This is a genomic window from Vreelandella populi, from assembly GCF_003989825.1.
In the GTDB taxonomy this organism is placed as follows: domain Bacteria; phylum Pseudomonadota; class Gammaproteobacteria; order Pseudomonadales; family Halomonadaceae; genus Vreelandella; species Vreelandella populi.
Genome location: NZ_RZHE01000015.1, coordinates 256,996 through 280,930, shown reverse-complemented (window position 1 = coordinate 280,930; position 23,935 = coordinate 256,996). Strand labels below are relative to the sequence as shown.

At 55.6% G+C, this 23,935-nt stretch carries 24 protein-coding genes and 1 tRNA gene; 11 read left to right on the top strand and 14 right to left on the bottom strand.

Going from position 1 to position 23,935, the window contains the following annotated elements:
- Position 1 precedes the first annotated feature (1 nt).
- From fdhD to ELY25_RS15895, 4 genes are read right to left on the bottom strand one after another with little or no spacing between them, the layout of a single operon-like run.
- Positions 2-841, bottom strand: a complete 840-nt coding sequence (gene fdhD / locus ELY25_RS15910) for a formate dehydrogenase accessory sulfurtransferase FdhD (protein ID WP_126952242.1) — start codon at positions 839-841, stop codon at positions 2-4.
- On the bottom strand, positions 838-3,729 hold the full coding sequence (gene fdhF, locus ELY25_RS15905; RefSeq protein WP_126952241.1) for a formate dehydrogenase subunit alpha: 2,892 nt from the start codon (positions 3,727-3,729) through the stop codon (positions 838-840). The genes fdhD and fdhF overlap by 4 nt, the downstream gene beginning before the upstream one ends.
- On the bottom strand, positions 3,726-5,282 hold the full coding sequence (locus tag ELY25_RS15900; RefSeq protein WP_126952240.1) for a formate dehydrogenase beta subunit: 1,557 nt from the start codon (positions 5,280-5,282) through the stop codon (positions 3,726-3,728). Before ELY25_RS15900 ends, fdhF begins: the two co-directional genes overlap by 4 nt.
- On the bottom strand, positions 5,279-5,773 hold the full coding sequence (locus tag ELY25_RS15895) for a formate dehydrogenase subunit gamma (protein WP_126952239.1): 495 nt from the start codon (positions 5,771-5,773) through the stop codon (positions 5,279-5,281). Before ELY25_RS15895 ends, ELY25_RS15900 begins: the two co-directional genes overlap by 4 nt.
- Before the next feature lie 155 nt (positions 5,774-5,928).
- Between ELY25_RS15895 and ELY25_RS15890 the strand changes: the two genes are divergently transcribed.
- Positions 5,929-6,984 carry a substrate-binding domain-containing protein gene (locus tag ELY25_RS15890; RefSeq protein ID WP_126952238.1) on the top strand — a complete coding sequence of 352 codons (1,056 nt, stop codon included), beginning with the start codon at positions 5,929-5,931 and terminating at the stop codon, positions 6,982-6,984.
- Between the two features lie 82 nt (positions 6,985-7,066).
- Here ELY25_RS15890 and ELY25_RS15885 read toward each other — a convergent pair whose 3' ends face one another.
- The 3 genes from ELY25_RS15885 to ELY25_RS15875 are packed head-to-tail and all read right to left on the bottom strand — an operon-like array spanning position 7,067 to position 9,837.
- Positions 7,067-8,329 (bottom strand): TRAP transporter large permease, encoded by a 1,263-nt coding sequence (locus ELY25_RS15885; protein WP_126952237.1) that lies wholly within the window; start codon positions 8,327-8,329, stop codon positions 7,067-7,069.
- Positions 8,326-8,853, bottom strand: coding sequence for a TRAP transporter small permease (locus ELY25_RS15880; protein ID WP_126952236.1), 528 nt, complete (start codon positions 8,851-8,853; stop codon positions 8,326-8,328). The genes ELY25_RS15885 and ELY25_RS15880 overlap by 4 nt, the downstream gene beginning before the upstream one ends.
- Entirely contained in the window at positions 8,854-9,837 is a 984-nt protein-coding gene (locus ELY25_RS15875; RefSeq protein WP_236995765.1) for a TRAP transporter substrate-binding protein, read from the bottom strand.
- Positions 9,838-10,139: 302 nt separating this feature from the next.
- On the opposite strand from ELY25_RS15875, the gene ELY25_RS15870 reads away from it, so the two are divergent.
- A complete protein-coding gene (locus ELY25_RS15870) occupies positions 10,140-11,525 on the top strand; it encodes an FAD-binding oxidoreductase (protein WP_126952234.1) in 1,386 nt (461 codons plus the stop codon).
- A gap of 78 nt (positions 11,526-11,603) precedes the next feature.
- On the opposite strand, the gene ELY25_RS15865 is transcribed toward ELY25_RS15870, so the two are convergent.
- Complete coding sequence (locus ELY25_RS15865; protein ID WP_126952233.1) at positions 11,604-12,602, bottom strand: TRAP transporter substrate-binding protein; 999 nt, start codon at positions 12,600-12,602, stop codon at positions 11,604-11,606.
- Positions 12,603-12,743: 141 nt separating this feature from the next.
- Between ELY25_RS15865 and ELY25_RS15860 the strand changes: the two genes are divergently transcribed.
- Positions 12,744-12,820 (top strand) — tRNA-Arg (locus ELY25_RS15860).
- A 156-nt stretch (positions 12,821-12,976) separates the two neighbouring features.
- On the opposite strand, the gene ELY25_RS17850 is transcribed toward ELY25_RS15860, so the two are convergent.
- Both ELY25_RS17850 and ELY25_RS15855 read right to left on the bottom strand, forming a co-directional pair.
- Positions 12,977-13,183: a hypothetical protein gene (locus ELY25_RS17850; RefSeq protein ID WP_148113528.1), complete on the bottom strand. Its 207-nt coding sequence runs from the start codon at positions 13,181-13,183 to the stop codon at positions 12,977-12,979.
- A 206-nt stretch (positions 13,184-13,389) separates the two neighbouring features.
- Entirely contained in the window at positions 13,390-14,172 is a 783-nt protein-coding gene (locus tag ELY25_RS15855) for an alpha/beta fold hydrolase (RefSeq protein ID WP_185856132.1), read from the bottom strand.
- A gap of 313 nt (positions 14,173-14,485) precedes the next feature.
- Here ELY25_RS15855 and ELY25_RS18200 point away from each other — a divergent pair, with 313 nt between their 5' ends.
- The 3 genes from ELY25_RS18200 to ELY25_RS15840 all read left to right on the top strand — a co-directional run bounded on the left by ELY25_RS18200 (position 14,486) and on the right by ELY25_RS15840 (position 15,584).
- On the top strand, positions 14,486-14,701 hold the full coding sequence (locus tag ELY25_RS18200; protein ID WP_126952589.1) for a S4 domain-containing protein: 216 nt from the start codon (positions 14,486-14,488) through the stop codon (positions 14,699-14,701).
- Positions 14,702-14,825: 124 nt separating this feature from the next.
- Entirely contained in the window at positions 14,826-15,053 is a 228-nt protein-coding gene (locus ELY25_RS18120; RefSeq protein ID WP_221885426.1) for a transposase domain-containing protein, read from the top strand.
- Between the two features lie 336 nt (positions 15,054-15,389).
- Positions 15,390-15,584, top strand: a complete 195-nt coding sequence (locus tag ELY25_RS15840; RefSeq protein WP_126952231.1) for a hypothetical protein — start codon at positions 15,390-15,392, stop codon at positions 15,582-15,584.
- Positions 15,585-15,912: 328 nt separating this feature from the next.
- On the opposite strand, the gene ELY25_RS15835 is transcribed toward ELY25_RS15840, so the two are convergent.
- Complete coding sequence (locus ELY25_RS15835; protein ID WP_126952230.1) at positions 15,913-16,341, bottom strand: pyrimidine dimer DNA glycosylase/endonuclease V; 429 nt, start codon at positions 16,339-16,341, stop codon at positions 15,913-15,915.
- Positions 16,342-17,177: 836 nt separating this feature from the next.
- Here ELY25_RS15835 and ELY25_RS15830 point away from each other — a divergent pair.
- Entirely contained in the window at positions 17,178-17,384 is a 207-nt protein-coding gene (locus ELY25_RS15830; RefSeq protein WP_126952229.1) for a cold-shock protein, read from the top strand.
- Positions 17,385-18,194: 810 nt separating this feature from the next.
- On the opposite strand, the gene ELY25_RS15825 is transcribed toward ELY25_RS15830, so the two are convergent.
- Positions 18,195-18,935, bottom strand: coding sequence for an SDR family oxidoreductase (locus tag ELY25_RS15825; protein WP_126952228.1), 741 nt, complete (start codon positions 18,933-18,935; stop codon positions 18,195-18,197).
- 225 nt (positions 18,936-19,160) lie between these two features.
- On the opposite strand from ELY25_RS15825, the gene ELY25_RS15820 reads away from it, so the two are divergent.
- Positions 19,161-20,105, top strand: a complete 945-nt coding sequence (locus tag ELY25_RS15820; protein WP_126952227.1) for an AraC family transcriptional regulator — start codon at positions 19,161-19,163, stop codon at positions 20,103-20,105.
- A gap of 223 nt (positions 20,106-20,328) precedes the next feature.
- Here the strand turns inward: ELY25_RS15820 and ELY25_RS15815 are convergent, their stop codons facing one another.
- Complete coding sequence (locus ELY25_RS15815) at positions 20,329-21,249, bottom strand: YihY/virulence factor BrkB family protein (protein ID WP_126952226.1); 921 nt, start codon at positions 21,247-21,249, stop codon at positions 20,329-20,331.
- A 178-nt stretch (positions 21,250-21,427) separates the two neighbouring features.
- Here ELY25_RS15815 and ELY25_RS18060 point away from each other — a divergent pair, with 178 nt between their 5' ends.
- The gene (locus ELY25_RS18060) at positions 21,428-21,721 is read left to right on the top strand and encodes a PepSY domain-containing protein (RefSeq protein ID WP_236995755.1); all 294 of its coding nucleotides are present in this window, start codon (positions 21,428-21,430) and stop codon (positions 21,719-21,721) included.
- 405 nt (positions 21,722-22,126) lie between these two features.
- Here the strand turns inward: ELY25_RS18060 and ELY25_RS15805 are convergent, their stop codons facing one another.
- Positions 22,127-22,510: a winged helix-turn-helix transcriptional regulator gene (locus tag ELY25_RS15805; RefSeq protein WP_126952225.1), complete on the bottom strand. Its 384-nt coding sequence runs from the start codon at positions 22,508-22,510 to the stop codon at positions 22,127-22,129.
- 151 nt (positions 22,511-22,661) lie between these two features.
- Here ELY25_RS15805 and ELY25_RS15800 point away from each other — a divergent pair, with 151 nt between their 5' ends.
- Together ELY25_RS15800 and ELY25_RS15795 are read left to right on the top strand one after the other, a co-directional pair.
- Positions 22,662-23,273 (top strand): NAD(P)-dependent oxidoreductase, encoded by a 612-nt coding sequence (locus ELY25_RS15800; RefSeq protein WP_126952224.1) that lies wholly within the window; start codon positions 22,662-22,664, stop codon positions 23,271-23,273.
- Positions 23,274-23,300: 27 nt separating this feature from the next.
- Complete coding sequence (locus ELY25_RS15795; protein ID WP_126952223.1) at positions 23,301-23,768, top strand: nuclear transport factor 2 family protein; 468 nt, start codon at positions 23,301-23,303, stop codon at positions 23,766-23,768.
- The last annotated feature ends 167 nt before the right edge of the window (positions 23,769-23,935 follow it).

The window sequence follows — 23,935 nt, the reverse complement described above, 5'->3', positions numbered from 1 at the left end:
CTCAACCTTGAACATTAGCGGGGCGGTGGTAGATCAAATGGCGGCCTGGGCGTGCAAAACCCGCCAGCAGCAGGCCTGCCGCTTGGGCCTGCTCGACAGCCAGGGCCGTTGCCGCCGAGACGGCCACCAGCGCGCCAATACCGGCGCTTGCGCACTTATGCACCATTTCGTAGCTGGCCCGACTGGAAACCAGTACAAAGCCCTTTTCAAGCGGTACGCCGTCTCGTGCTAGTGTGCCAATCAGCTTGTCTAGCGCATTATGGCGGCCCACATCCTCGCGTAGCCGCTGAATGTGGCCCTGCAAATCACACCAGGCAGCGCCATGCACGGCTCCTGTCGCTGCCTTTAAGGGTTGGTAGTTGGCAAGCTCCCCTATGGCGTATTGAATGGCCGTATCATCAAGAGGCGGCGCGGTTACCGTAGGGATCGGCCGAATGGCCTGCTCTAGCGCCTCGGTGCCGCATAGCCCGCAGCCGGTACGTCCGGTCATGCTGCGTCGGCGCTCCTTCAGGGCTATCAGGCGCTGGGTGGCAATGTTCAGATGAACGGCCAGGCCGTTCTTTTCTTCTTTCACCTCCCGGTCGTAGCACTCATGGGGGTGCGCGATAATGCCCTCGGTGAGACTAAAGCCTAGCGCCAGGTCTTCAAGGTCTGCCGGGCTTGCCATCATTACTGCATGGGAGATGCCGTTGTAGACCAGCGCTACCGGCACTTCCATCGCAAGCGTGTCCTCTTGGCTACCGGCAACCCAGCCGTTGGTGCCTTTATGCACCTCAACCGGCAAGCGCGCCAGAGCGGCTGTCGGTTGAGGAAAAGTGTCGCGTTCTCGCGCTACGCTCATGGCGCCTCCTGCTGCGCCTTCGCCAAGTGCTTCTTCTGGGCCTGATCGAAGGCGCTGAAGCGCTGCTGCCAAGCGGAGGGCTGGCTGACTTTTTCTACCTGCACGGCGGTAACCTTGTATTCGGGGCAGTTGGTGGCCCAATCCGAGTTATCGGTAGTGATAACATTAGCGCCACTGCCAGGGTGGTGGAAAGTAGTGTAGACCACCCCCGGCTGCATGCGCTCACTTAGCCGTGCGCGCAGCACTGTCTGGCCCGAGCGGCTGGTAATACCTAACCAGTCGCCGTCATGAACGCCGCGCAGCTCTGCATCACTGGGGTGCAGCTCCAGCACATCTTCGTTGTGCCACTGCTGGTTATCGGTACGACGGGTCTGGGCACCCACATTGTACTGGCTGAGAATCCGCCCAGTGGTGAGCAGCAGCGGGAAGCGGCGGTTGGTGCGCTCTTCGGTGGCCACGTACTCGGTAATCGCGAAACGGCCCAGCCCGATTGGGAAGGTGGTCTCGTGCATGGTCGGCATGCCTTGTGGGTGCTCGTCGTTACATGGCCACTGCAGACTGCCGTACTCCTCAAGCTTCGCGTAGCTCACCCCGGTAAAGCTTGGCGTAAGCGTTGCGATCTCATCCATGATTTCAGAAGGGTGTGTGTAGTGCATCGGGTAGCCCAGCGCATTGGCGAGGTCCTGAGTGATTTCCCAATCCTGTTTGCCAGCCACCGCCGGCATGACTTTGCGCACCCGGTTGATGCGCCGCTCGGCGTTGGTGAAGGTGCCGTCCTTCTCCAGAAAGCTGGAACCCGGTAGCAGCACATGGGCGAACTTGGCTGTCTCGTTGAGGAAAATATCCTGAACGATCAGACAGTCCAGCGAGCGCAGCGCCGCCTCAACGTGCTGAGTGTTAGGGTCGGATTGCGCGATATCCTCCCCCTGCACGTAGAGCGCCTTGAAGCTGCCTTCGATCGCGGCATCGAACATGTTGGGAATGCGCAGCCCCGGCTCGTTGTCCAGGGTCACACCCCAGGCAGCCTCGAAACGGCCACGGGCTATTGGGTCGGCGACGTGCTGATACCCCGGAAGCTCGTGGGGAAAGGAGCCCATGTCACAGGAGCCCTGCACATTGTTCTGGCCGCGTAGCGGGTTGACGCCCACGCCCTCGCGACCAATATTGCCAGTGGCCAAGGCCAAGTTAGCGATCCCCATCACCATGGTGGAACCCTGACTGTGCTCGGTCACGCCCAGGCCGTAGTAGATGGCGCCGTTGCCAGCCGTGGCGTAGGTGCGTGCCGCTTGGCGCACGGCCTCGGCGGGCACCCCGGTAATCATTTCGCTAGCCTCGGGGGAGTGGCGCGGATCAGCGATAAAGTCGCGCCAGCTCTGATACGCCTCAGTATCACAGCGTTTGGTCACAAACGCCTTGTCTTCCAAGCCTTCGGTGACCACCACATGTCCAAGCGCGTTGATTAAGGCCACGTTGGTGCCGGGGCGAAGCGGTAGGTGCTGGGCCTCGCTCAAGTGCGGCGTCTTGAGCAGGTCGATATAGCGCGGGTCGGCGACGATTAGCTTCGCTCCCTGGCGCAGACGCTTACGCATCAGCGAGCCGAATACCGGGTGGGCGTCGGTGGGATTAGCGCCAATCACGATAATCGCGTCAGCCTTCATCACCGAATCAAAGGTCTGGGTACCTGCAGATTCGCCTAGCGTGGTCTTCAGGCCATAGCCGGTAGGCGAGTGGCAGACCCGAGCGCAGGTGTCGGTGTTGTTGTTGCCAAATGCCGCGCGGATCAACTTCTGCACCAGGTAGGTCTCTTCGTTGGTACAGCGCGATGAGGTGATGCCGCCGATGCTCTCGCGGCCGTGCTCGGCCTGGATCGCTTTCAGGCGGCTGGCGGCAAAGCCGATGGCTTCTTCCCAGCTAGCCTCGCGCCAGGGCTGGTCGATGCTCTCGCGGATCATCGGCGTGGTCAGGCGGTCTGGATGAGTGGCGTAGCCAAACGCAAAGCGCCCCTTCACGCAGGAGTGGCCATGGTTGGCGTCGCCGCCTTTGTAGGGCACCATGCGCACGAGCTTATCGCCTTTCATCTGGGCCTCGAACGAGCAGCCCACGCCGCAATAGGCGCAGGTGGTCACCACGCTTCTATCCGGCACGCCATGATCGATCACGCTGTTTTCCATTAGCGTGGCCGTGGGGCAGGCTTGAACGCAGGCGCCACAGGAGACGCAGTCCGAATCCATAAACGCCTCGTCCTGCCCCGCCGACACCTTGGAGTCGAACCCGCGGCCGTCGATGGTCAGGGCAAAGGTGCCCTGCACTTCCTCGCAGGCGCGCACACAGCGCGAACAGACGATGCACTTGCTGGGGTCAAAGCTGAAGTAGGGGTTGGATTCATCTTTGGCGGCTTCAAGATGGTTCTCGCCCTCAAAGCCGTAGCGTACTTCGCGAAGGCCTACGCTGCCTGCCATATCCTGCAGCTCGCAGTCGCCGTTGGCCGGGCAGGTCAAACAGTCCAACGGATGGTCGGAGATGTACAGCTCCATCACGTTGCGGCGCAGCTTGGCCAGCCGCTCGTTCTGGGTGGTCACCTTCATACCTTCAGCCACTGGCGTGGTGCAGGAGGCAGGTAGCCCGCGCCGCCCCTCTACCTGCACCGCGCACAGCCGACAGGAGCCAAAAGGCTCCAGACTGTCTGTGGCGCACAGCTTGGGAATATTGATATCGGCCAGCGCCGCTGCACGTAGCACTGACGTTCCTTCCGGCACGCTGATGGTGACGCCGTCAATTTCTAGATTCACCAGGGCCGTGCCGAGCGCCTGAGGCGGGAAGGGGGTGCCAAGATCTTTGCCATGAGCGGCGTTTTTGGCGTGCTGTTTGGGGTCAAAGTGTCCGATCATGATCTGTCTCCGTTCGCTGCCCGCTGGAAATCATCGGGGAAGTGTTTGAGCGCGCTTTGCACCGGGAAGGGGGTCATGCCACCCATGGCGCAGAGCGAGCCATCCACCATCGTTTCGCAGAGGTCATGGAGCAGGGCGAGGTTGGCCTCGCGGTTTTGGTTGGCGCGGATGCGGTCAATCACCTCCACGCCACGGGTCGAGCCTATACGACAGGGCGTACATTTACCGCAGGACTCCACCTTGCAGAATTCCATTGAGAAGCGCGCCTGTTCGGCCATGTCCACGCTCTCGTCAAACATTACTACGCCACCGTGGCCCAGCACCGCGCTTTCCGCGGCAAAGGCTTCGTAATCCAGCGGCAGGTCCCACTGGGATTCCGGTAGGTAAGCACCCAGCGGGCCGCCCACCTGTACGGCGCGCAGCGGTTTGCCGCTTAGCGTGCCGCCGCCGAATTCTTCCATCAGGGTGCGCAGAGTAGTGCCGAAGGCTAGCTCTACTAGCCCGCCGCGTTTGACGTTGCCCGCCAGCTGAAGCGCCAACGTGCCCCGGGAGCGGCCCATGCCGTGGGTGGCATAGGCCTCGGCACCTTCGGCAAGAATAAACGGCACGGCGGCCAGCGAGAGCACGTTGTTAACCACTGTAGGGCGGCCAAACAGGCCCTCAATGGCGGGTAGCGGTGGCTTAAAGCGCACCAGGCCACGCTTTCCTTCCAGGCTTTCGAGAAGCGATGTTTCCTCACCGCAGATATACGCCCCAGCGCCCAGGCGCACTTCAAGATGAAAGGCGCGGCCGCTACCGCATAGATTGTCGCCCAGGTAGCCAGCCTGTTCGGCGCGGGCAATTGCTTCGTCAAGAATTTCTTTGGCCAGCGGGTATTCCGAGCGCAGGTAGATGTAGCCCTGAGTCGCTTTCACTGCGAGCCCGGCAATCGCCATGCCCTCGATGAGCATGTAGGGGTCGCACTCCATCACTAGCCGGTCGGCGAAGGTGCCGGAGTCGCCTTCATCGGCGTTGCACACGATGTACTTCTGGTCGGCGGGCGTATCGAGCACCGTCTGCCACTTGATACCGGTGGGGAACGCCGCCCCGCCGCGCCCGCGCAGCCCGGAGGCTTTTACCTCTTCAACGATATCCTGGGGCTCGCGTTGTAGCGCGGCCTCAAGGCCGTAGAAACCGGTATGGGCGCGGTAGTCTTCAATGGATAGCGGATCGGTGATGCCGATGCGGGCAAAGGTCAAGCGCTGCTGGCGAGCGAGGTAGCCAATCTCCTCTGTTAGCCCCAGCGCCAGCGGATGGGCAACGCTGCCTTCCAGCAGGCCGCTGGCGAGCAGGGTGGTGACATCGTTAGGCGCAACTGGACCGTAGGCAAACCGGCCGATGGGAGTTTCCACCTCGACCAGTGGCTCTAGCCAGGCAAGCCCGCGGGAGCCGTTACGCACCAGAGTGATCGAATGGCCACGAGCGGCGGCTTCTCTTGCCAGCCGGTTGGCGACGGCATCGGCGCCCAGTGCCAGCGCTGTAGTATCGCGGGGTACAAAAACGCGAATGCTCATCCCATTACCTCCAGCGGCCGGGTTTGCAGCTCATCTGTCAGCGCATCGAAGGCCTCGGGGGTTACCCGCCCGCGCACGCTGTCGTCCACACGGATGGACGGCCCACAGGCGCAGTTGCCTAGGCAATAAACCGCCTCCAGTGTGATTTCACGGTCGCTGGTCGTCTGATGGTAGTCAATCCCAAGACGCGCCTTGGCGTGGGCTTCCAGCTGGCGGGCGCCTACCGCCTGACAGGCCTCGGCACGGCAAATCTGCACTACGTGGCGACCTGGTGGCGTGGTTCGAAAGTGATGATAGAAGCTGATGACCCCATGCACTTCGGCACGGGTCTGCTGCAGCGACTCGGCGATAAGAGGGACGGCATCCGAGGGAATAAAGCCGAAGCGGTCCTGGAGGGCATGAAGAATCGGCAACAACGCGCCCGGCTTGTGTTTAAGAGCGTTGATCTCGGCCTGAATCGACTGCGACGACCATTCTCGAGACTCATTCATCAGGTCTCTCCTGGTGCTGATTATTATCTAGTAAATATGCACAGCTCTGCCTGTTTAAAATTGCTTTTTAAAAAGAGCGTGCACCACGGTTATTGCAACGCTAGCATCAACCCAATAAGGACAAAATATGAAAGATACTGCCTATGAAAAAAACCATGCAAAAAATTAGCGTCATCCCCTCCTGGTGCTTTCGCGATGAGGCGGGCAATCAGCTTGATTTACATCTACTTCGCCTGCTCGAAGCGGTCTATCGGCGGGGAAAACTCACCCTCGCCGCAAGTGACGTTGGTATTTCCTATCGCCATGCCTGGAATCTTTTGCGTCAGGGCGGGGAGTTTTTTGGTGTGCCGCTGGTCGAGTTGCAGCGTGGGAGAGGGGCGCAACTTTCGCTGCTGGGTGAAAAACTCTTGTGGGCCGAGCAGCGTGCCATCGCCCGCCTGGGTCCACAGCTGGAAAGCCTGGGTTCCGAGCTCAATCTCGCCATTCAGCAACAACAGCAAGGGGCGCTATCGGTTCTACGCCTGCACGCAAGCCATGGCTTTGCCGTGGAACTGCTTCCCAAACACCTGCACGAAATACCGCTGGATTTACAGTACTGTAGCCCGCAGGAGTCGCTGGCAGCGCTCAACCGGGGCAATTGTGATGTGGCGGGCTTTCACCTGCCGCGCGGCAAGGTCGGTGAGCGCGTTCGCATCGCCTACCAAGGCCTGCTAAAACCCCGACAGCATAAAGTGATCGGTTTTATCGCCAGAACCCAGGGGCTGATGGTGGCGCCGGGCAACCCGCTAGGCATCACGGGCGTTGAATCGCTTGTCGATAAATCCGTGCGCTTCGTTAACCGTCAAGCCTCCTCGGGCACGCGCTCGCTGCTGGATTGCCTACTAAAAGAGGCGGAGGTTTCAAGCAAGAAGATTCGCGGATTTGAAATCGAGGAGTTTACCCACTCCGCCGTGGCAGCCTATGTGGCCGCTGGTATGGCGGATACCGGCTTTGGCGTAGAGGCCGCCGCGCAGAAGTTCGGGCTCGATTTTATTCCGCTGGCGGTTGAAGACTACCTACTGGCTTGCCACCATCGCTCTCTAAAAGAGCCTCGGTTTCGCGCCTTTCTTGAGATATTGCAAGGTGAACCCTTTCAAGAAGCGGTCGAACGCTTGCCGGGTTATAGCCCAAGCCAGTGTGGCAACCTTATTGAAGTGGCAAACCTTCTATAGAAGTAAGGGGCTTAAAACGCTATGGGGCGTGTCAAACGGCACGCCCCATAGCGTTAATCTGTGCAAAGTGCTTTATACGTCGTTAATTACCCGACCAGCCCATTAATATCGGCACGTACACTACCAGAAGTAGCACGCCAATCAGCCCCAGCAGGTAAGGCACGATGGCCCGTGTAATACGCTCGAGCGGCAGCTGGGTCACCGACGATGCTACATATAGGTTAATCGCCACCGGCGGCGTGATCATGCCAATGGAGAGCCCCACTACGATAATCAGGCCGAAGTGGATCGGGTCGATTCCCAGCTGCAGCACCAGAGGCAGCAGTACCGGCGTGAGAATGATCAGGGCGCTGGCCGTTTCGATAAACACCCCGGTGAGCAGAATGACGGCGACTACTAGCAGCATGATAATTAATGGATTGGTGGAGAGCGAGAGCACCGATTGAGCGATCGCGCCGGGTACCTGCCAGCTGGAGAGCGTCCAGCTCAGCACGGCCGACATGGCAATTACCAGCATGATGACTGCGGTGGTCATGGCCGAGCGAATCAACAGCCGGTACACCTGGGGCAGGGTCAAATCACGGTAGACGAACAGCGAAACGAGTAGCGCATAGTTGACGGCGACCACTGCCGCCTCGGATGGTGTGAAAATACCCGTGAAGATACCGCCCAGAATGATCACCGGCGTCATCAGACCCCAGCTGGCATTCTTCAGCGTGCGCCAGATGGTGGCGAGTGACAGCGGCGTACCCTTGGGATATTGGCGTTTATACGCCTGAACAATGGCAATAGCCATCAACCCTAGCCCCATGGCCAAGCCAGGCAAAAATCCGCTCAAGAACAGCTTGGAAACCGACTGCTGGGCGATTACCGCGTAGATGATCATGGGCACCGAGGGCGGAATCACCACCCCGATCGTGCCGCTTGCCGCGATCAGGCTGGCTGCCGAAGCGGGGTCATAGCCCTTGCGCTTGAGCTCGGGCACCAGGCTTGAACCTACCGCTGCCGTGGTGGCCGCCCCCGAGCCTGAAATGGCAGCAAAGAACATACCTGCCATGACCGACACGATCGAAAGCCCCCCGCGCATGAAACCTACCAGCGAATCAGCAAAGCTCACCAACCGCTCACTCACCTTGCCCTGGGCCATCAAGTCGCCGGCAAGAATAAACATGGGAATGGCGACCAGCGCGAAGGAGTTGATACCCTGAAACATCTGCTGGGTAACCACCATCAGCGGCACGCCCGATTGGTACAGGGCATACAACGTGCTTGCGCCAATCGCGAAGGCAATCGGCACGCCCAGCAGCATGAACAGGAAGAACAGGCCAAATAGCAGCATGGTCATGGCGTCTGTTCTCCCATCGGCTGTTCAGGTTTGCCTTCAAATACCAGTTCAAGAAAATCGACCACAGCATACCAGGCCATAATGGCCGCACTGATCGGCATCACGGCATACACATACGACATGGGAAGGCGCAGCGAGGCAGATTTCTGGAAACTCTGCACCTGCATGTAGCGATGACCAATCACCACCAGCGTGATCATGAAGGCGATCACCGCCAACACCGCCAGCATCTGTGCTAGCTGGCGTAACCGGGCGGGGAGCGCATCCACGGCAAAGGTGACGGCAATATGGTGGCCGCGCTGAAAGGCGAGTGTACCGGCCAGAAAGGTAATCCAGATCAGCAGAAAGCGAGCCACCTCTTCGGTCCAGCCCACTGCCGTGAACAGCACGCGCGAGACGATCTGCAGCGTGATCACCCCGATCAGGGCCGCCATGCCGATAAACACGACAGGCTGGATGATGGCATCCAGCCCGCGCTCCACCCACCGCAGCGGTGTTAACAACGTTTGAGACAAAGTGGCCACTTACTGCAACGCCTCCTGGATACGCGGTAGATAATCGCCAAACTGCTGGCCGTACTTCTCATACACGGGGGTAACGGCTGCCTGGAAGGCTTCAATGTCTGGAGATTCGTTGATCTCCATGCCGGCTTCGCCAAGCTCGGCAAGCTGCTCGGCTTCCATCACCGCGTTCTGCTCACGGGCGTAGGTCGAGGCTTCCTGGGCGGCTTCCAGCACGGCTACCTGAGCCTCTTCCTGCAGGCCGCTCCACTTGGGCAGGCTCATGATGAAGATGGCCGGGGCATAAATATGCCGCGTCATGGTCAGGTAATCCTGGGTTTCTGCTAGGTTAAACGCATGGATCGCGTTCACCGGGTTTTCCTGACCATCAATGGTGCCCTGCTGAAGGGCGGTTAAGGCTTCTGTCCAGGCCATGGGAACCGCATTGGCGCCCAGCGTGCGGAAGGTATCCACATAGACTTCGTTTTCAATGACGCGCAGCCTCAAGCCATCCAGGTCGGCAGGCGTGTTGATGGCGTTGCGGCTGTTGGTGATATTACGAAAGCCGCGCTCGGCATAGGCCAGCCCCTTGAGGTTGACGCCTTCGAGCTTATCGAGAATCTCCTGGCCAACCTCGCCGTCGAGTACGGAATACGCCGCCTCATGGGAAGGAAACAGGAACGGCAGCTCAAACACCGAGAACTCATCGACAAAGTTGGCCACCGGGCCGTTGGTAATCACGCCCATATCCACGGTACCGATCTGCATGCCTTCTAAAAGCGTGCGCTCGTCGCCCAGGCTGGCGTTGGGGTAGATATCCACCGTGACCGCACCATTGGTTTTCTCGCTCACCAGTTCTTGAAAGCGTGCCGCGGCGATATGATAGGTATCTTCGGTATTGACCACGTGGGCAAGGCGCAGCGTGGTGGGCGTAATCTCAGCGGCTTGGCTTACGAGTGAGGCACTAAGCAGGCCCAGGCAGGCAGCAAAGCCGGTAAGACGCTTCAATAATACAGGGGTAAAAAGGCTGGCGAGGTTATTCACAATATCTCCTGGGTGGGTTCGGTTGTTATTATGGTGGTGAAGGTGGACGATCAGGCTTCATCTATACCACATCGGCCTTGGCGCACAAATGCCTTAATGTTACCCAACTATTTAGCTTAAAAATAAAAATACTTTATAAAACGTAGGTTTGAATCGAGCATAGGTTAACAATGGGTTGGCGATACTTGCTAAAGAATAAGCAGGCAAGTAGTGAGAGCGGCCGCCAACCTGCTTGCAACCGCCGCATTAATGAATACAGGAACCTTATGAACTCTTTGATTAGCGATCTGATAGCGGTAGTGGGCGAAAGCGGCGTACTGCTGGGCGAAGACGTTGCTCAGCGCAGCGTTGACTGGTTTACCGGCGCACCGTGTCAGGCCAAGGCCATCGTACGCCCACAAACTACCGAGCAGCTCAGCAAGGTTATGGCGCTTTGCTATCAGGCCGACCAGCCGGTGGTGACCCACGGCGGCCTGACCGGCGTGGTGCATGGCGGCATTGCAAGCCCCGATGAGCTGGTGGTGTCGCTTGAGCTGATGAACCAGATCGAAGAGATCGACGTGGTGGGTTCCACCATGCAGGTGCAGGCAGGCGTCACGCTTCAGCGCGTTCAGGAGGCGGCACAAGAGATCGATATGCAGTTCCCGCTCGACCTGGGGGCTCGGGGTTCTTGCACCATTGGCGGCAACATTGCCACCAACGCAGGCGGCATTCGGGTCATTCGCTACGGCATGATGCGCCAGCAGGTGCTGGGCCTGGAAGCCGTGCTGAGCGATGGTACTGTGGTCAGCTCGCTCAACAAGATGCTGAAAAACAACGCCGGTTACGACGTGAAGCAGCTGTTTATCGGCAGCGAAGGTACGCTGGGCGTGGTCACCCGCGCCGTGCTGCGCCTGCAGCCCTATATGCCCAGTGAACAGACGGCGTTGGTGGCGGTGCCTTCCTTTGATGCTCTGACCGCACTGCTGAACCTGGTTTCCAAGGAGCTTGCCAATAGCCTGAGCGCCTTTGAAGCGTTGTGGAACAACCACTACAGGCTGATGACCATGGAAGGCAGCAAGCACGCGTCTTTGCTGTCCACCGACTCGCCCTTCTACGCGATTATCGAAACCCTGGGCCTGGATGAAGAGCAGGATGCCGAAGCCTTCGCCAAGGTGCTGGAAGCCGCCATGGAAAAAGAGCTGATCACCGATGCAGTGCTGGCCAACTCCAGCACACAGCGCGAAGGCATCTGGGCGGTGCGCGAAGACATCGAGTGGCTGGTCAGATCGCTAAAGCCGATGTTCTCCTACGATATTAGCCTGCCCATTCCGCATATGGATGAGTACGTCAATAACCTGGAGAAGGGGCTTAACGAGCAGTTCCCGGAAAGCGGTCAGATCGTGGTGTTCGGCCACCTGGGCGACGGCAACCTGCACATCATGATTACGGTGCGCGACGACAGCCTAGAAAGCCGCCGCCGGGTGGAAGCGCTGGTGTACGGTTCACTGGTGAAATACAACGGCTCGATTTCCGCCGAACATGGCGTGGGGCTGGAGAAGAAAGAGTATCTGAATATCTCCCGCTCGCCCGAAGAGATCGACTTGATGAAGCGCATGAAGCAGGCGCTGGACCCCAAGGGGCTATTAAACCCCGGCAAGGTTCTGGGCTAAGCGCTACTCAACAGCTCAACAAAGTAAAAGGCCACCGCAGGGTGGCCTTTCTTGTTACGCAAAGCGGTAAAGCTTCGGTCATTCCGCCAGTGCTTCACGAATGCGCGGCAGGTAATCGCCAAACTGCTGACCGTACTGGTCATAGATGGGGGCGACCGCTTCCTGGAAGGCTTCAATATCCGGCGTTTCGTTGATCTCCATACCGGCTTCTTTGAGTGAGGCCAACTGCTCGGCTTCCATTTCGGCGTTCATCTGGCGCTCGTACTCGGCGGCTTCCTGAGCGGCTTCTTCGATCACGGCCTGGGCGTTTTCCGGCAGCTTGTTCCAGGCGGGCATGCCCATCACGAAAATGGCTGGCGCGTAGGTATGGCGCGAGAGCGTCATGTAGGTCTGGGTTTCGTCCAGTTTAAACGAGTGCACCACGTTCACCGGGTTTTCCTGGCCATCGATAGTACCCTGCTGCATCGCGGTCAGCGCTTCGTTCCAGGCCATGGGAATGGCGTTGGCACCCAGCGCGCGGAACGTATCGGTGTACACCGGGTTTTCCATGACGCGGATGCGCAGGCCATCCATATCGTCTGGCGTGTTAACGGCGCGCTCGCTGTTGGTCAGGTTGCGAAAACCGCGCTCGGCGTAAGCCAAGCCTTTCAGGTTAACCTCGGAAAGCTTGTCCAGAAGCTCCTGGCCAATTTCGCCATCCAGCACGCCGTAGGCAGCTTCCGGCGAGGGGAACAGGAAGGGCAGTTCGAACACCGCCATCTCTTCCACAAAGTTGGCCACCGGACCGTTGGTGATCACGCCCATATCCACGGTGCCGATCTGCATGCCTTCCAACAGCGTGCGCTCATCGCCAAGGCTGGCGTTGGGGTAAATCTCAATGCTGACCTTGCCATCGGTGCGCGCTTCCACCAGCTCCTCGAACTTGGTGGCCGCCAAATGAAAGCCGTCCTGCTCATTCACCACGTGCGCCAGGCGCAGGGTAACCGGGTCCATATCGTCAAAATCAGCCGCGTTGGCAGCGCCTGCCAGCGCCAGAGAGATACCGAGTGCCAGCGTATTCAGCGTAAATGTTTTCATTTTTATGTGTTCCCGATGCGTAAAAAAAGAAAGTGCCTGCAAAGCATGCCCCACACGGGGGAAAACGGTCAATCGGGATACGCAGTAAACCGCCGCGCGGCTGGACACGGCGCGCCCACACAGGTACGATACGCACCCAATGCGCCCGTAGCTCAGTTGGATAGAGTGTCGGCCTCCGAAGCCGAAGGTCGTAGGTTCAATTCCTACCGGGCGCGCCAGAATTTCAAGGGCTTACGTTAACGCGTAGGCCCTTATTTTTTGCGTGTGTCAAATCTGTGTCCTCAGTGTGCCAAACCCATCAACATTTGAGCTAATACCGTTACCAATCTAATGACCTTTAGCTGTTACCTGACACAAGGTGGGGCGCAGGCTTGTCAGCGCACTCCTATCCATTCCGTAGGTTGCTGGTTCGCCTTCAATCGTTTGCGTTGTAGTAATGCGCTGATAAAAATTCCATCCAGAGAAGACGTTGGCGTGGCAAGAGGTAGTGCTATGGCAGCTTCATCACGAAACTGCTGACAGGCCGTACTGGCATCGAGATATTGCCACCAGTGCAAAATGTTCTGTTTAGCCTTTTGCATTACTTGAGCTGCAGGCAATCGACCCGATTTGGATTGATTAGCTTTTTCTGTCGCTGGTAGCAAATTCCATAGATCATTGTTGTTCCAGCGCGACTAGGGAAAGCAGTGGTCGATAGCAGTCCTGTTTTTTCCAGAATCAACACCTGGATGCCGGAGTGGGTGCTTCACCGCCTTGATCGCTAAGCGGAGGCCGAAAGAGGTAGCCTCTAACCCAAGAATGACCATAGCTCAGCCACTACCGCATCAGGCGCACTGTAGATGACATTATGACCCCAGTTAGGGATGGTCACTACCCGCTCCGCGCCAGTCATTTGGCTCGCTTGGTCGAGCCAGCGTTGTGGCGCGATCTTATCCCGCTGGCCACGAACCAGTAACACAGGCTGCTCAATGCAAGAAAGCTTCTCTTCGATAGGATAATTGAGCATGGCGATCGCTTCGGGCCAGAGCCGCGTTCCCATGCGCCAATAATCAGCTATGACATGCAGGAGGAACCCGGGGTGCTCGAAGGTACAGGCGTAAAGCGCCCGAAGCAGCTGAGCGCGGATGTTGCGATGAGAAGGGTCGACTGTCGGCCCTATCAGGGCCAAGCGTCTTACCCGAGTGGGGAAACGAACAGACACATCAGCTGCTATCTGACAGCCCATTGAATGCCCCACCAGGTCGGCTTGTGCAATGTCCATGGCATCCAGCCAATCGATCAGGGCATTAGCCAAGCCGAGCATGTTCAAGGGCGATTCGGGCGTATCACTTTTGCCATGGCCGGGTAGATCGGGCACGTAAACGGCGGCACCCTTTGCGGCGAGTCGCTTTGCAGTGGGCATTAAATAGTCGCCGGACATTCCCAAGCCATGTACCAGCACGATCGGATTTATCCCCGGCGCTGAGGCAGTAAGACTGCGTCTGGTGTGGTAAGTCATACCTCCCACATCAAAAAAGAGGCTTTCCCATTGCGCTTCGTCTCGCAGAACATATTCTGGCAGGCTGGTCATGCAAACGTTCCTTATCGACATGGTCCATAGGTAATCGTGACGCACTAACCTAGTCGTGTTCTTCGAACTCCCGATGAGTCAATTGCTAGGATCTTCTGCCCCCTTCGTGCAGTAACCCTTTATTAGCTGCGAGGAATTTGCGGAAATTGAAGCAAGCGATGCGCTTCCCCCGGGTAAGCCCACGCGCAGCGAATTCTTGCTGAGTCGGTGATCCATTTTGTGCATGGGAGAGGGCTTGGAAGCGGCACAGCGCATCTCATAAGCGCTATTTAGCGGTGAAGTTACTACACTCACGCTTGATGAGCTAGAGCAACTGGCTTGGGATGGGTTGCCCTGCGTAGAGGTCTCTCCCGAGGATGAAATCGACACCGTATTGGTAAGAGGGAAGTTTGTAGGTTCCAAACGCCAAGCACGAGAACTGTTTGAGCAAGGTGCTGTGCATCTCAACGGTGAGCATGACCAGCTGAGTTACTTAGGAAAAAGCTTCGTATTATTCGACACCTACTGGGTTGTTCAAAAAGGTAAATAACACCTTTGCCTTTTTAAGCGGGGGATATAAGGAGTAAAGCTCTTCGTGGCAGTGAAGGGGACTTATCGGACATGCTGGCTACCTCTTCCAATGGGCTGTAATCGCCGCGCTGGCCTGGGCGCTGTTGTGGGCCTGGCTGTTCGCTCATACCACCCGCAGTGCTCACACAAGCGCGACCTGCTACTCATTGATCGAAACAGCCAAGGCCAATGGCTTGGAGTCTGACGCGTATATCCATCACATACTGGAGCACATTGCCCCGGCGGATATGCTGGAGACACTGAAAGCTCTATTGCCCAGGCACGTGGATTTTGAGGCCATCACAAAAAAAAGCGGCGTAATACACGGTTAGATCAAGTGTGTCAATTTAAGGGCAATTACGAGCAAACTTCATTAGCTATGAGCGAGATACCCCGTAATTCAAGTGCGAGGTAACTCGCGTTTAACTGATGAGATTAGCTTGAGTTTTTATTAGCCTTTTTAAATTACTTTACATATACTTTTAGTTTCATTCTGTTACATTATGGTAACGTAAAGGGTGGCCTCAGAGCGGCTGGCATAGAATTTGACGGGTATGAATCAGGCAAGCAAACCCGAAGCCGCTCTAATAATAAGCACTATGTATAAACGAAATGATTCGTGAAGCCATGACGAAAAAATTAAAAATTAAGTAAAGGAGGGGATAGTAATGATTAACCACTTTGAACAGCAACAGGGACATTTTGAGCGAATTTTGGCGTTACTTGAAAATATTCGTCGATATGAAGGCGACAGAATGAATCCCGTGACCAGCGCATTAATTGAAGAAGCACTTTCTGAAGCCACATTAGGCGGTGAATATGCGCAGCTAATGTTAGACAGCACTGCCGAAAAAGCAGCTTAATTTAGAAAGCCCTCGTACCGGGGGCAACGGCACCGAGGTATGACATCGAACCTGAGGAGATCACGAGACAATTCTCTATTGCCCAGCGCTGTCGAACTGACGGTAAGATTACGGCTTAGTCACGATAATCTGTTATTGAGACCTTTTCATGTTTCTTCTTGCCGTTTGTCTCGTGTTCTGGAACGAGGACTGCCTCGCGCCCAAGGTTTGACTGAACAACCGATCCCAGTGAACGCTGATATAATGTTTAACGTAATCAGTTAAAGCTGTAGAGCGTAGCGGCGCAAATTCGGACAGCCTGAAGTGACACGATTACTGAACGCCCTTTTTACTGACGTTCCCATGACTCAACTTCGCCGGGACACACGTTGAAAATCGGGTGTACCTCTGGCAGTTCGATAGCTTGCCACTTCTGGTATGTTAAAGGGTTACGTACCTTGAGCTTCGCTAGAAGATGTTCCCATTCGTATTTCATTTGACCGGTGGTGACGGTAAGTGCAACTGGTTGCTGGGCTGGTTCAATTTTACTTTTGTCAAAGGAATAGCCACGCGCCATAGCCTCCGAATGAATACCTATCAAATACAGCGAAATGGCTGCAAGAGGTGCTGTATGGTCTTTGAATCGATCCAATTGTGGATGGTTGCGGTAGCCACGTGTTTTTCCGTGCAGAACAGCCTGTGCCAATAGAGCCTCCCGCCACAGGGCGACTAAGCCAAGGCGATCAAGATACTGAGGATGTAACGACCAGAGGCGCATTTTTATAGTGCCCGACAGGTATTTAACCGCACGTTCTGATATTGCATGACCGAGAATGCGCGTTCGATAATATTATACTGCACGCCAACCTCCTCTTAATCTATTGAATTATAAAACATTATCTTTTATGTCCCCAGCAGCATGATACCAATCAACATACATCCTGCATAACAAGTATGAACACGCATGCAGCATTGACCAGCACATCCGCGTTAGCTAATCCATTACGGCTATTTCATCTGCTTTTTTAAGCAGGCCAACGTAGCCTTCTGAGCCAAACAAAGGTTGTAGGGTCAATTCCTGCCGGGCGCGCCAAAATTTACAAATAAGGGCCTGCGAGAAACCGCAGGCCCTTATTATCTTGGTAGCTCAAATGGAATTAACGCTCTGTTATTTGCATTTTTAGCTTTATTTCTACAGCAGGGTCGATCAGCAGGGCGGGAAACGTCTTGCTGTTACTTGCTTTGATCGTTTGGAATTAAATATTTTATTTATTGCTTTAATAGATGGTTGGCTAATATGTCATTTAATTTCATTATAAGGTGCTGTTATAAAAGGCGTAATCTTTTTAAAAGAGTATGGCTTAATCTGCTGCTTGAAATAAGGGCATTCTTATCGATGCCGATGCCTTTATTGACCTTATCCAAACATAATTCATACAAGCTGTTGACGTAAGCAATATATAAGCGCAGACTACTTGCAGTTGGTTAGCAAGTCGAACGTTGTCAGCAGTATCGAAGCATCTTTAGCGTTGAGCCTGGTGAAAGTTTCTTGTCCTGCCCTCTGTAATTCGGGTATTTCCCCGGCATAAATTCGCTAAATCGAGGATTTCGATCATGGCAACTGGTACTGTAAAGTGGTTTAACGACACTAAAGGCTTCGGCTTTATTTCTCCTGAAGTTAGCGGCGACGACTTGTTCGCACACTTCTCTGAAATTCAAGCGGAAGGCTTTAAATCCCTGCAAGACGGTCAGAAGGTTTCTTTTGACGTCACTCAGGGCCAAAAAGGCCTTCAGGCTTCCAATATCAAGGTTATAGATTAAGCTCTATACCTTAATGTTGGCTACCGTCTAGAACGGTAAGCTTAAAAACCCCGCCCAGTGCGGGGTTTTTGCATTTTTATGCTTTTATTTTACGCAAGCGTCCAGCTTAATCCTGTCGATACTCAAACAAACCAGAGGCCGTTTTCCTTTTCAGGGCTATGTCGTGGAAGTGGTATATGTAAGGTGGTCTTTTAAAAGTATCTGCTGATATTTATCTTGAACGCAAAGTTTCAACAGAATGCCTATATTAAATGCGGCAATAGAGGGATGTGTTATAACTGGCTGGCTAAGTGTCGCTTTAGCAACATTAAAACAGCTCAAAACCACGCTACTCGTAGGCTACGATGATGAGTGTCTAGCTATAATGGCCTGAGGTACACTTAAGAATTCGAGAGGTTAACTGATCAGCACAAAACTTCTGCTAGCTTATCTGATTGAATAAAAGAACCCAAGGAGATAATACCGAATATCTAATGCTGGTTCGCTGGCTCTATACAGTCGAGCTTGCGTAGGCGCCCGGTGAAGTGGGGCTGTTCGGTAATCAGAACGCTGTGTGTAAATTTACTGCACCGAAATGGCCGTATATGATCAATCAGCTTAAGTAGGTGTGGCAGTTAGATGCTCATACACCAACTTGATGTTAATCCCATACCATCAGTGAGTCTTTCCTATAACCATTATTGATGGTCATTGTCACATTTTTGGCTGAAGTTCCCTTACCTCGTATTCATGCCCCTTTGGCAAGCGCTTCCACGCTTACCAGAGGGGCATAGCTGAAGAACTCAGGCACGCTTTTTTATTGCAGATAGGCTACTGACTCTTAGTAGGTCGCACCACAATATCGCTGGTGTCGACATCGTCAGGCTGGTTGATGGCGTGAGCGATGGCGGCGGCAATGGCCTCGGGTTTAAGCGCAATCTGGCGATAAGCTGCCATGGCCTCGGCGGCTTCCTTGTCGGTGATGGTATTGGCTAGCTCAGATTCCACAACGCCGGGGTAAACGCAGGTGACGCGCAGGCAGTTGGTTTCCTGACGTAGGCCATCGGAAATGGCGCGCACGGCGTATTTGGTTGCGCAGTAAACCGCGGCGGTGGGCACCACACTCAGCCCGCCGATGGAGGAGATGTTGATGACTTGCCCCGCCTGTTGCGCCTGCATGGTGGGAAGAACGGCGGCGATCCCGTTCAGTACGCCGCGAATGTTCACATCGATCATGCGGTTCCACTCATCTACCTTGAGCGCTGCCAGCGGGGAAAGCGGCATGATGCCCGCATTATTGATGATGACATCGATGCGGCCATGGGTTGTGATCGCAAACTCGGCAAACGCCTGCATATCTTCAAGGCTAGTGACATCCAGGGCCTGGTAATCAACCGTGCCGCCGTTGGCACGTAGGTCGCGTGTCAATGCTTCCAGGCGGTCGGTACGCCGCGCGCCAATAATCAAGCGATGGCCTTGCTTAGCCAGTTCGCGGGCCGTGGCTTCACCAATACCGCTGCTGGCGCCGGTCAATAAAACAACTTTAGATGGGGCGTTCGATAGGCTGGTCATATGTTTTTCCTGTTGTGGGAAAGTACAGGGAAAGCGTAGGGGATGCCCACGAACGGCAATATGAAAGATCCTCTTGCATGCTTGCCTAAAACTATTAATTAGCGCTCTGGAAGCAGGAAACTGACCCGGCAACCTATAATATTGCTCTTAGATTGGTTCAGGCACTGGCAGTGTCAGCGGCGGAAAGCGATGGCGAATATTGAAAAGCATTGAGCGAGGTTGCCCATGGTAGCGAGTAGCGATGCGGTAGTGCAGCGTCGGATAATCGAGCGGTTATATCAACTCGCCCCGCACGAGGGGTATACCCAGTCGCTAGTGGATGATGTGCGCCTGATGCGTTCGAATCGGACGCTCAAAAATACCCCGGTTCTGTATGAGCCGAGCATCGTCATCATTTGCCAGGGGCGTAAGCGGGGCTATCTGGGCGGTGAAGTGTATCTTTATGATGCGCATCACTATCTGGTACTGGCGGTTCCTCTGCCGTTTATTTCAGAGACAGAGGCGAGCCCTGACGTGCCGATGCTGGGGATTGCGATCCGCCTTGATGCCGCGGTCATTGCAGAGCTTGTCACCCAGCTGGATGAAACGGATGATTATCAGCCAATCCCACCCAGGGGCATGCTTTCCACACCGCTTGATCAGTCACTTGCCGGTGCAACGCTACGCTTGCTGGATGCGCTGGCAACGCCTGCGGATGCGCGCATTTTGGCACCGTCCATCGTGAGAGAGATCTGCTATCGGGTACTGACCGGCGAGCAGGGCGGAAGCGTTCGCTCGGCGTTATCCCACTATGGGCAGTTCGGTAAGATAGCCAAGGCGCTGCGCCGCATCCATGTGCATTTCGCTGCCCCGCTGGAAGTCAGCACGCTTGCCCATGAGGTGGGCATGAGCGCTCCATCGTTTCATGCGCACTTCAAATCCGTCACGCAAACCTCGCCTATCCAGTACATCAAGTCGACGCGCTTGCACCATGCGCGGCTAATGATGATTCGTGATGGGCTGACCGCGGCGGCCGCGGCGAGCCGGGTGGGTTACGAGAGCCCTTCCCAGTTCAGTAGGGAATTCAAGCGGCTATTTGGTCAACCTCCGGCAGAAGAAGTGCGCGCCATGAAATTGAGCTTGGCGCTATCTCCGCCTGCATCAATCACCGGTATCGCTGTGCCGCATTGATAGCGCCAAGTACTGCGGCAGTGAAAACAGCGTCCGCCGCTCAATTGAATGGAGTGCATGCTTCCAAAGCCGAAGATTCAATACCTATCGGGCGTCCAGAATATGAGCAGTCGCGCGAAAGATGCGACTTTTCCATTCTAAAGCGTAATCTGTAGCGCAAGAGAGGCACTATTTAGTGTGGCGTAGCCTGCTTAGTTGGCAGATGGGCTTCGATGATGCCCCTTTAATCAATCCGGCTGATCGGCTTGCGGTCGGGGTCGACATGCCAGGGGAGCCCAAGGCGCGAGTTACGCTCCAGCTCAGCGATGACCTGAGCGCCCAGCAATAAAATGATGGCGCCTATTTCCAGGCTGAGCAGCACGATCACCAAGGCTGCCAGAGAGCCGTAGATAGCGTTGACGAAAGAGAGGTGGGTAAAGTAGTAGATCAGCAGCAGCCGTACGCCTTCCCACAGTAGAGCCGCCACGAAGCCGCCGACGACTGCCCGGCGCAGGGCGATCCTGACGACCGGAAGCACCTTGTAAATGGCGCTGAAGAGCAGGAATACACCGAGGAAACTGATCAGGTTGAGCACCGATCCGGAGAGCCCTGCCAGCGGTAGCTCCTGGGCGAAGAGGGCCAGCGCCAGCGCATTGAGCGAACTTGCCAGCGTGACGACCAAGGTCAATGCCATTAGCCCGGCGCCCAGCACCAGCATGAAGGCGTAGGGCAACAGCATCGATATCCAAAGGTGGCGCTGGGGTGTCTCAGAGGTATGAAAGATCAGCGCCATGGCGTCTTCAAGCATGCGAAAGGCGAAGGAGCTCAATAGCAGCAAGATGGGCACGCTGAGAATGCCGATCACGTCGCGGGAATCCAGCAGCCCTCGGACGGCGTCCATCACGACCTCGGCGTGGGCTGGGGCGAGATGGCGCGCCTGCACTGCCAGCACCTCTAGCAGGTGTTGCTCGTCCACCACGCGCGTCAACATCACCCCTAGCAAGGCAAAGAGCGGCACGACCGAGAGCAAAATGTTGTAGCCCACGCCACCAGCCAGCAGAATACCGCGGTTTTTCAGAAAGTGGCTCAGTACCCGCCAGGCAAAGGCGGTAAGCCTTGGCAGCAGTAATAAGACGCTGTTGAGCAGTGTGCGATTGCGAGCCATAGCGTGCCACGATCCTTGTGCATCAATGCATGGTTGAACGAACATGAACGAAGTATGAATGAACGTATCATGCTTGGGTAAGGTGGGCTTGAGTAGAGTGAGTGCCACTGGATGACATCGCCTCACCTTGAGGTATTTCATTCATCGAAGCGTCACTTCATCGAAAAGGGATATTGCCATGAAAAAGACATCGATCGCACTCGCCTTCGCCGCCGCCACGCTAGGACTCAGCCAAGGCGCTATGGCCGACCGTAACGACTATCAAGAGGCGCTCGACCAAGCGGCCTTCTCCGATATGATCGGTCAAGCTGCCAGTGCAGGCGTCACGTCGTTTCGCGAACTGCAGATAGACGAAGAGCGCGGCACATTAGAATTCGAGGTTGAAGGCTGGAACGGCGAGGGTCAAGCGTATGAATTGACGTTGAACGGCGAGAGCGGAGAAGTCATCCGCGAGTCGAGCAACGACACTTAGGCCGCGCCCTGGGGGCTTGATCAGCAACAGCTCAACAGTCTGCTCGACCGGGCCAGCGGCGACGGCTTCGACCGCTTCGAAGATATCGATCTTGATGAGGACGGTACGGTCGAGGTCAGCGGCTTCGACAGCGACCAGCGTGAAATGGAACGCAGCTACGGCATCGCTGAGTTCAACGCCGGTCAATAACCACTAGGCCTCGATACCGTCATGCCACGCTCCGCCGGTCTACGCCGGCGGGGTGTTGTCGTTTTAGCCTCAGCGATCAGTACCTATTGTGGCGCTGGGCACCATAAAGGCATTTTATGCCTATCAAGAGCCCACCATGAACATACTTGATACCCATTATTCAGACTCATCCAGGGCTTTTTACCGCCTAGTGTTGTTAATTCTCGCGTGCAGGCATCAGGTCTTCGTCTGAGCGGCCTCATAGCGAATACGAGCAGCCACAATGGTGCGGTGATGTGTATCGGCCCACGCCACCAGCTGTTGCATCGGCTCAAGAAAGGAGAGCCCCAGCGGGGTGAGTGTATATTCCACCCGTGGCGGGACTTCCGGGTAGAGCGTGCGCGTGATAAAGCCGTCCTGCTCCAGCTGCTTGAGAGTGCGGGAAAGCATTTGCTTTGAGATATCGCCAATCTCACGCATCAGGGCGTTAAAGCGTAGCGTGCCCGGGGCCAGGGCTTCCAGAATCAGCAAGCTCCACTGGTCGCCGATGCGGTCAAGCACATCACGAATCGGGCAGGGCTGTTCAAGAACGATCTTGTCGCTCGCGGTAATGGCAGTCATTGCGGCTCCATGGATGGGTATGCAGTGGGCATATGGATGTAACCGGGTCAGGTAAATGTGACTTCTTGTGCGGCTACAGAAACTACTTTAAGTTTATCTGAAGGTCTACATTTTAGACCGTATATGGCATAGAAGCTCAAGGAGGTTTCTCATGGCACAGGTTGCACTTATTGGCGCATCGGGTGATGCAGGCTCACGTATTCTCGCGGAATTATCACGCCGAGGGCATCAGGTAACCGCCATTGCTCGCCATACGGACAAGATCGCCGCATTGCCGGGTGTTAAACCAAAGCAAGGCGATGCCAACGACCAACAGGCGCTGAGCGCATTGCTCAAGGGACATGATGCGGTCATCAGCGCCGTGCCTTTCTCGGCCAGCGATGTCAAAAAACTGGTGGGTGCGGTACGCGATAGTGGCGTTGCCCGCTATCTGGTGGTTGGCGGGGCAGGCAGCCTTGAAGTTGCTCCGGGTGAGAAGGTAATTGATCAGCCGGATTTCCCTGAGGCCTACAAGCCTGAAGCGAGTGCCGGTGGTGAGTTTCTGGATTTTTTACGCGGCGTTAATGACCTTGAGTGGACGTTCCTGTCGCCTTCGGCAGAGTTCGTACCCGGCGAGCGTACCGGCGTATTCCGTCTCGGCCAGGATGAATTGCTGACCCATGACGGGGGCTCGAGCATCTCCTTTGAAGATTATGCCGTAGCACTAGTGGATGAGCTGGAGAAGCCTCGCCACGTGAATCAACGTTTTACCGTTGGCTATTGATCCATCTAACCAAACAGGAGTGTTTACATGTCGATACTGAAATCTTTGAGCGTTGCCACGTCGGTGCTGATGCTATCCCTACCCGCCGTATCTTTTGCGCAAGCCGAACGTGATATCGAGGCCGAGGAAGCAAACCGGGCATTGGTCATCCAGTTCTATAACCAGTTCTTCAACGAGCATGAAACAGAGCAGAGCTCATTGGTGCTGGCGGAAGATTACATTCAGCACAATCCGGAAGTACCGGATGGCAAGGCGCCTTTCGTGGATTACTTTGCAGCCTACTTCAAGGAAAACCCGGACTACAAGAGCGAGATCGTACGTAGTGCCACCGATGGCGATCTGGTCTGGCTGCATGTTCACTCCACCAACGGTGATGAGGATCGCGGTGAGGCCGTTGTGGATATCTTCCGTGTTGAAAATGAAATGATCGTTGAGCACTGGGATGTCATCCAGTCTGTGCCGGAAGAAGCGGCCAACGACAACACTATGTTTTAAATTAGATAGCTATGTTTTAAATCGGATAGCAGTAGATTTTATTTGGCCCGAAAGGGCCTTTTTTATAAGCTACAAAAACTACCTACCGGTCGGTAGTTTTTGGGTATGATACGTCGATTGGGCTTTGACATGTTTGAGGCATGCGCCTTTAAGAACGTTATATTGGG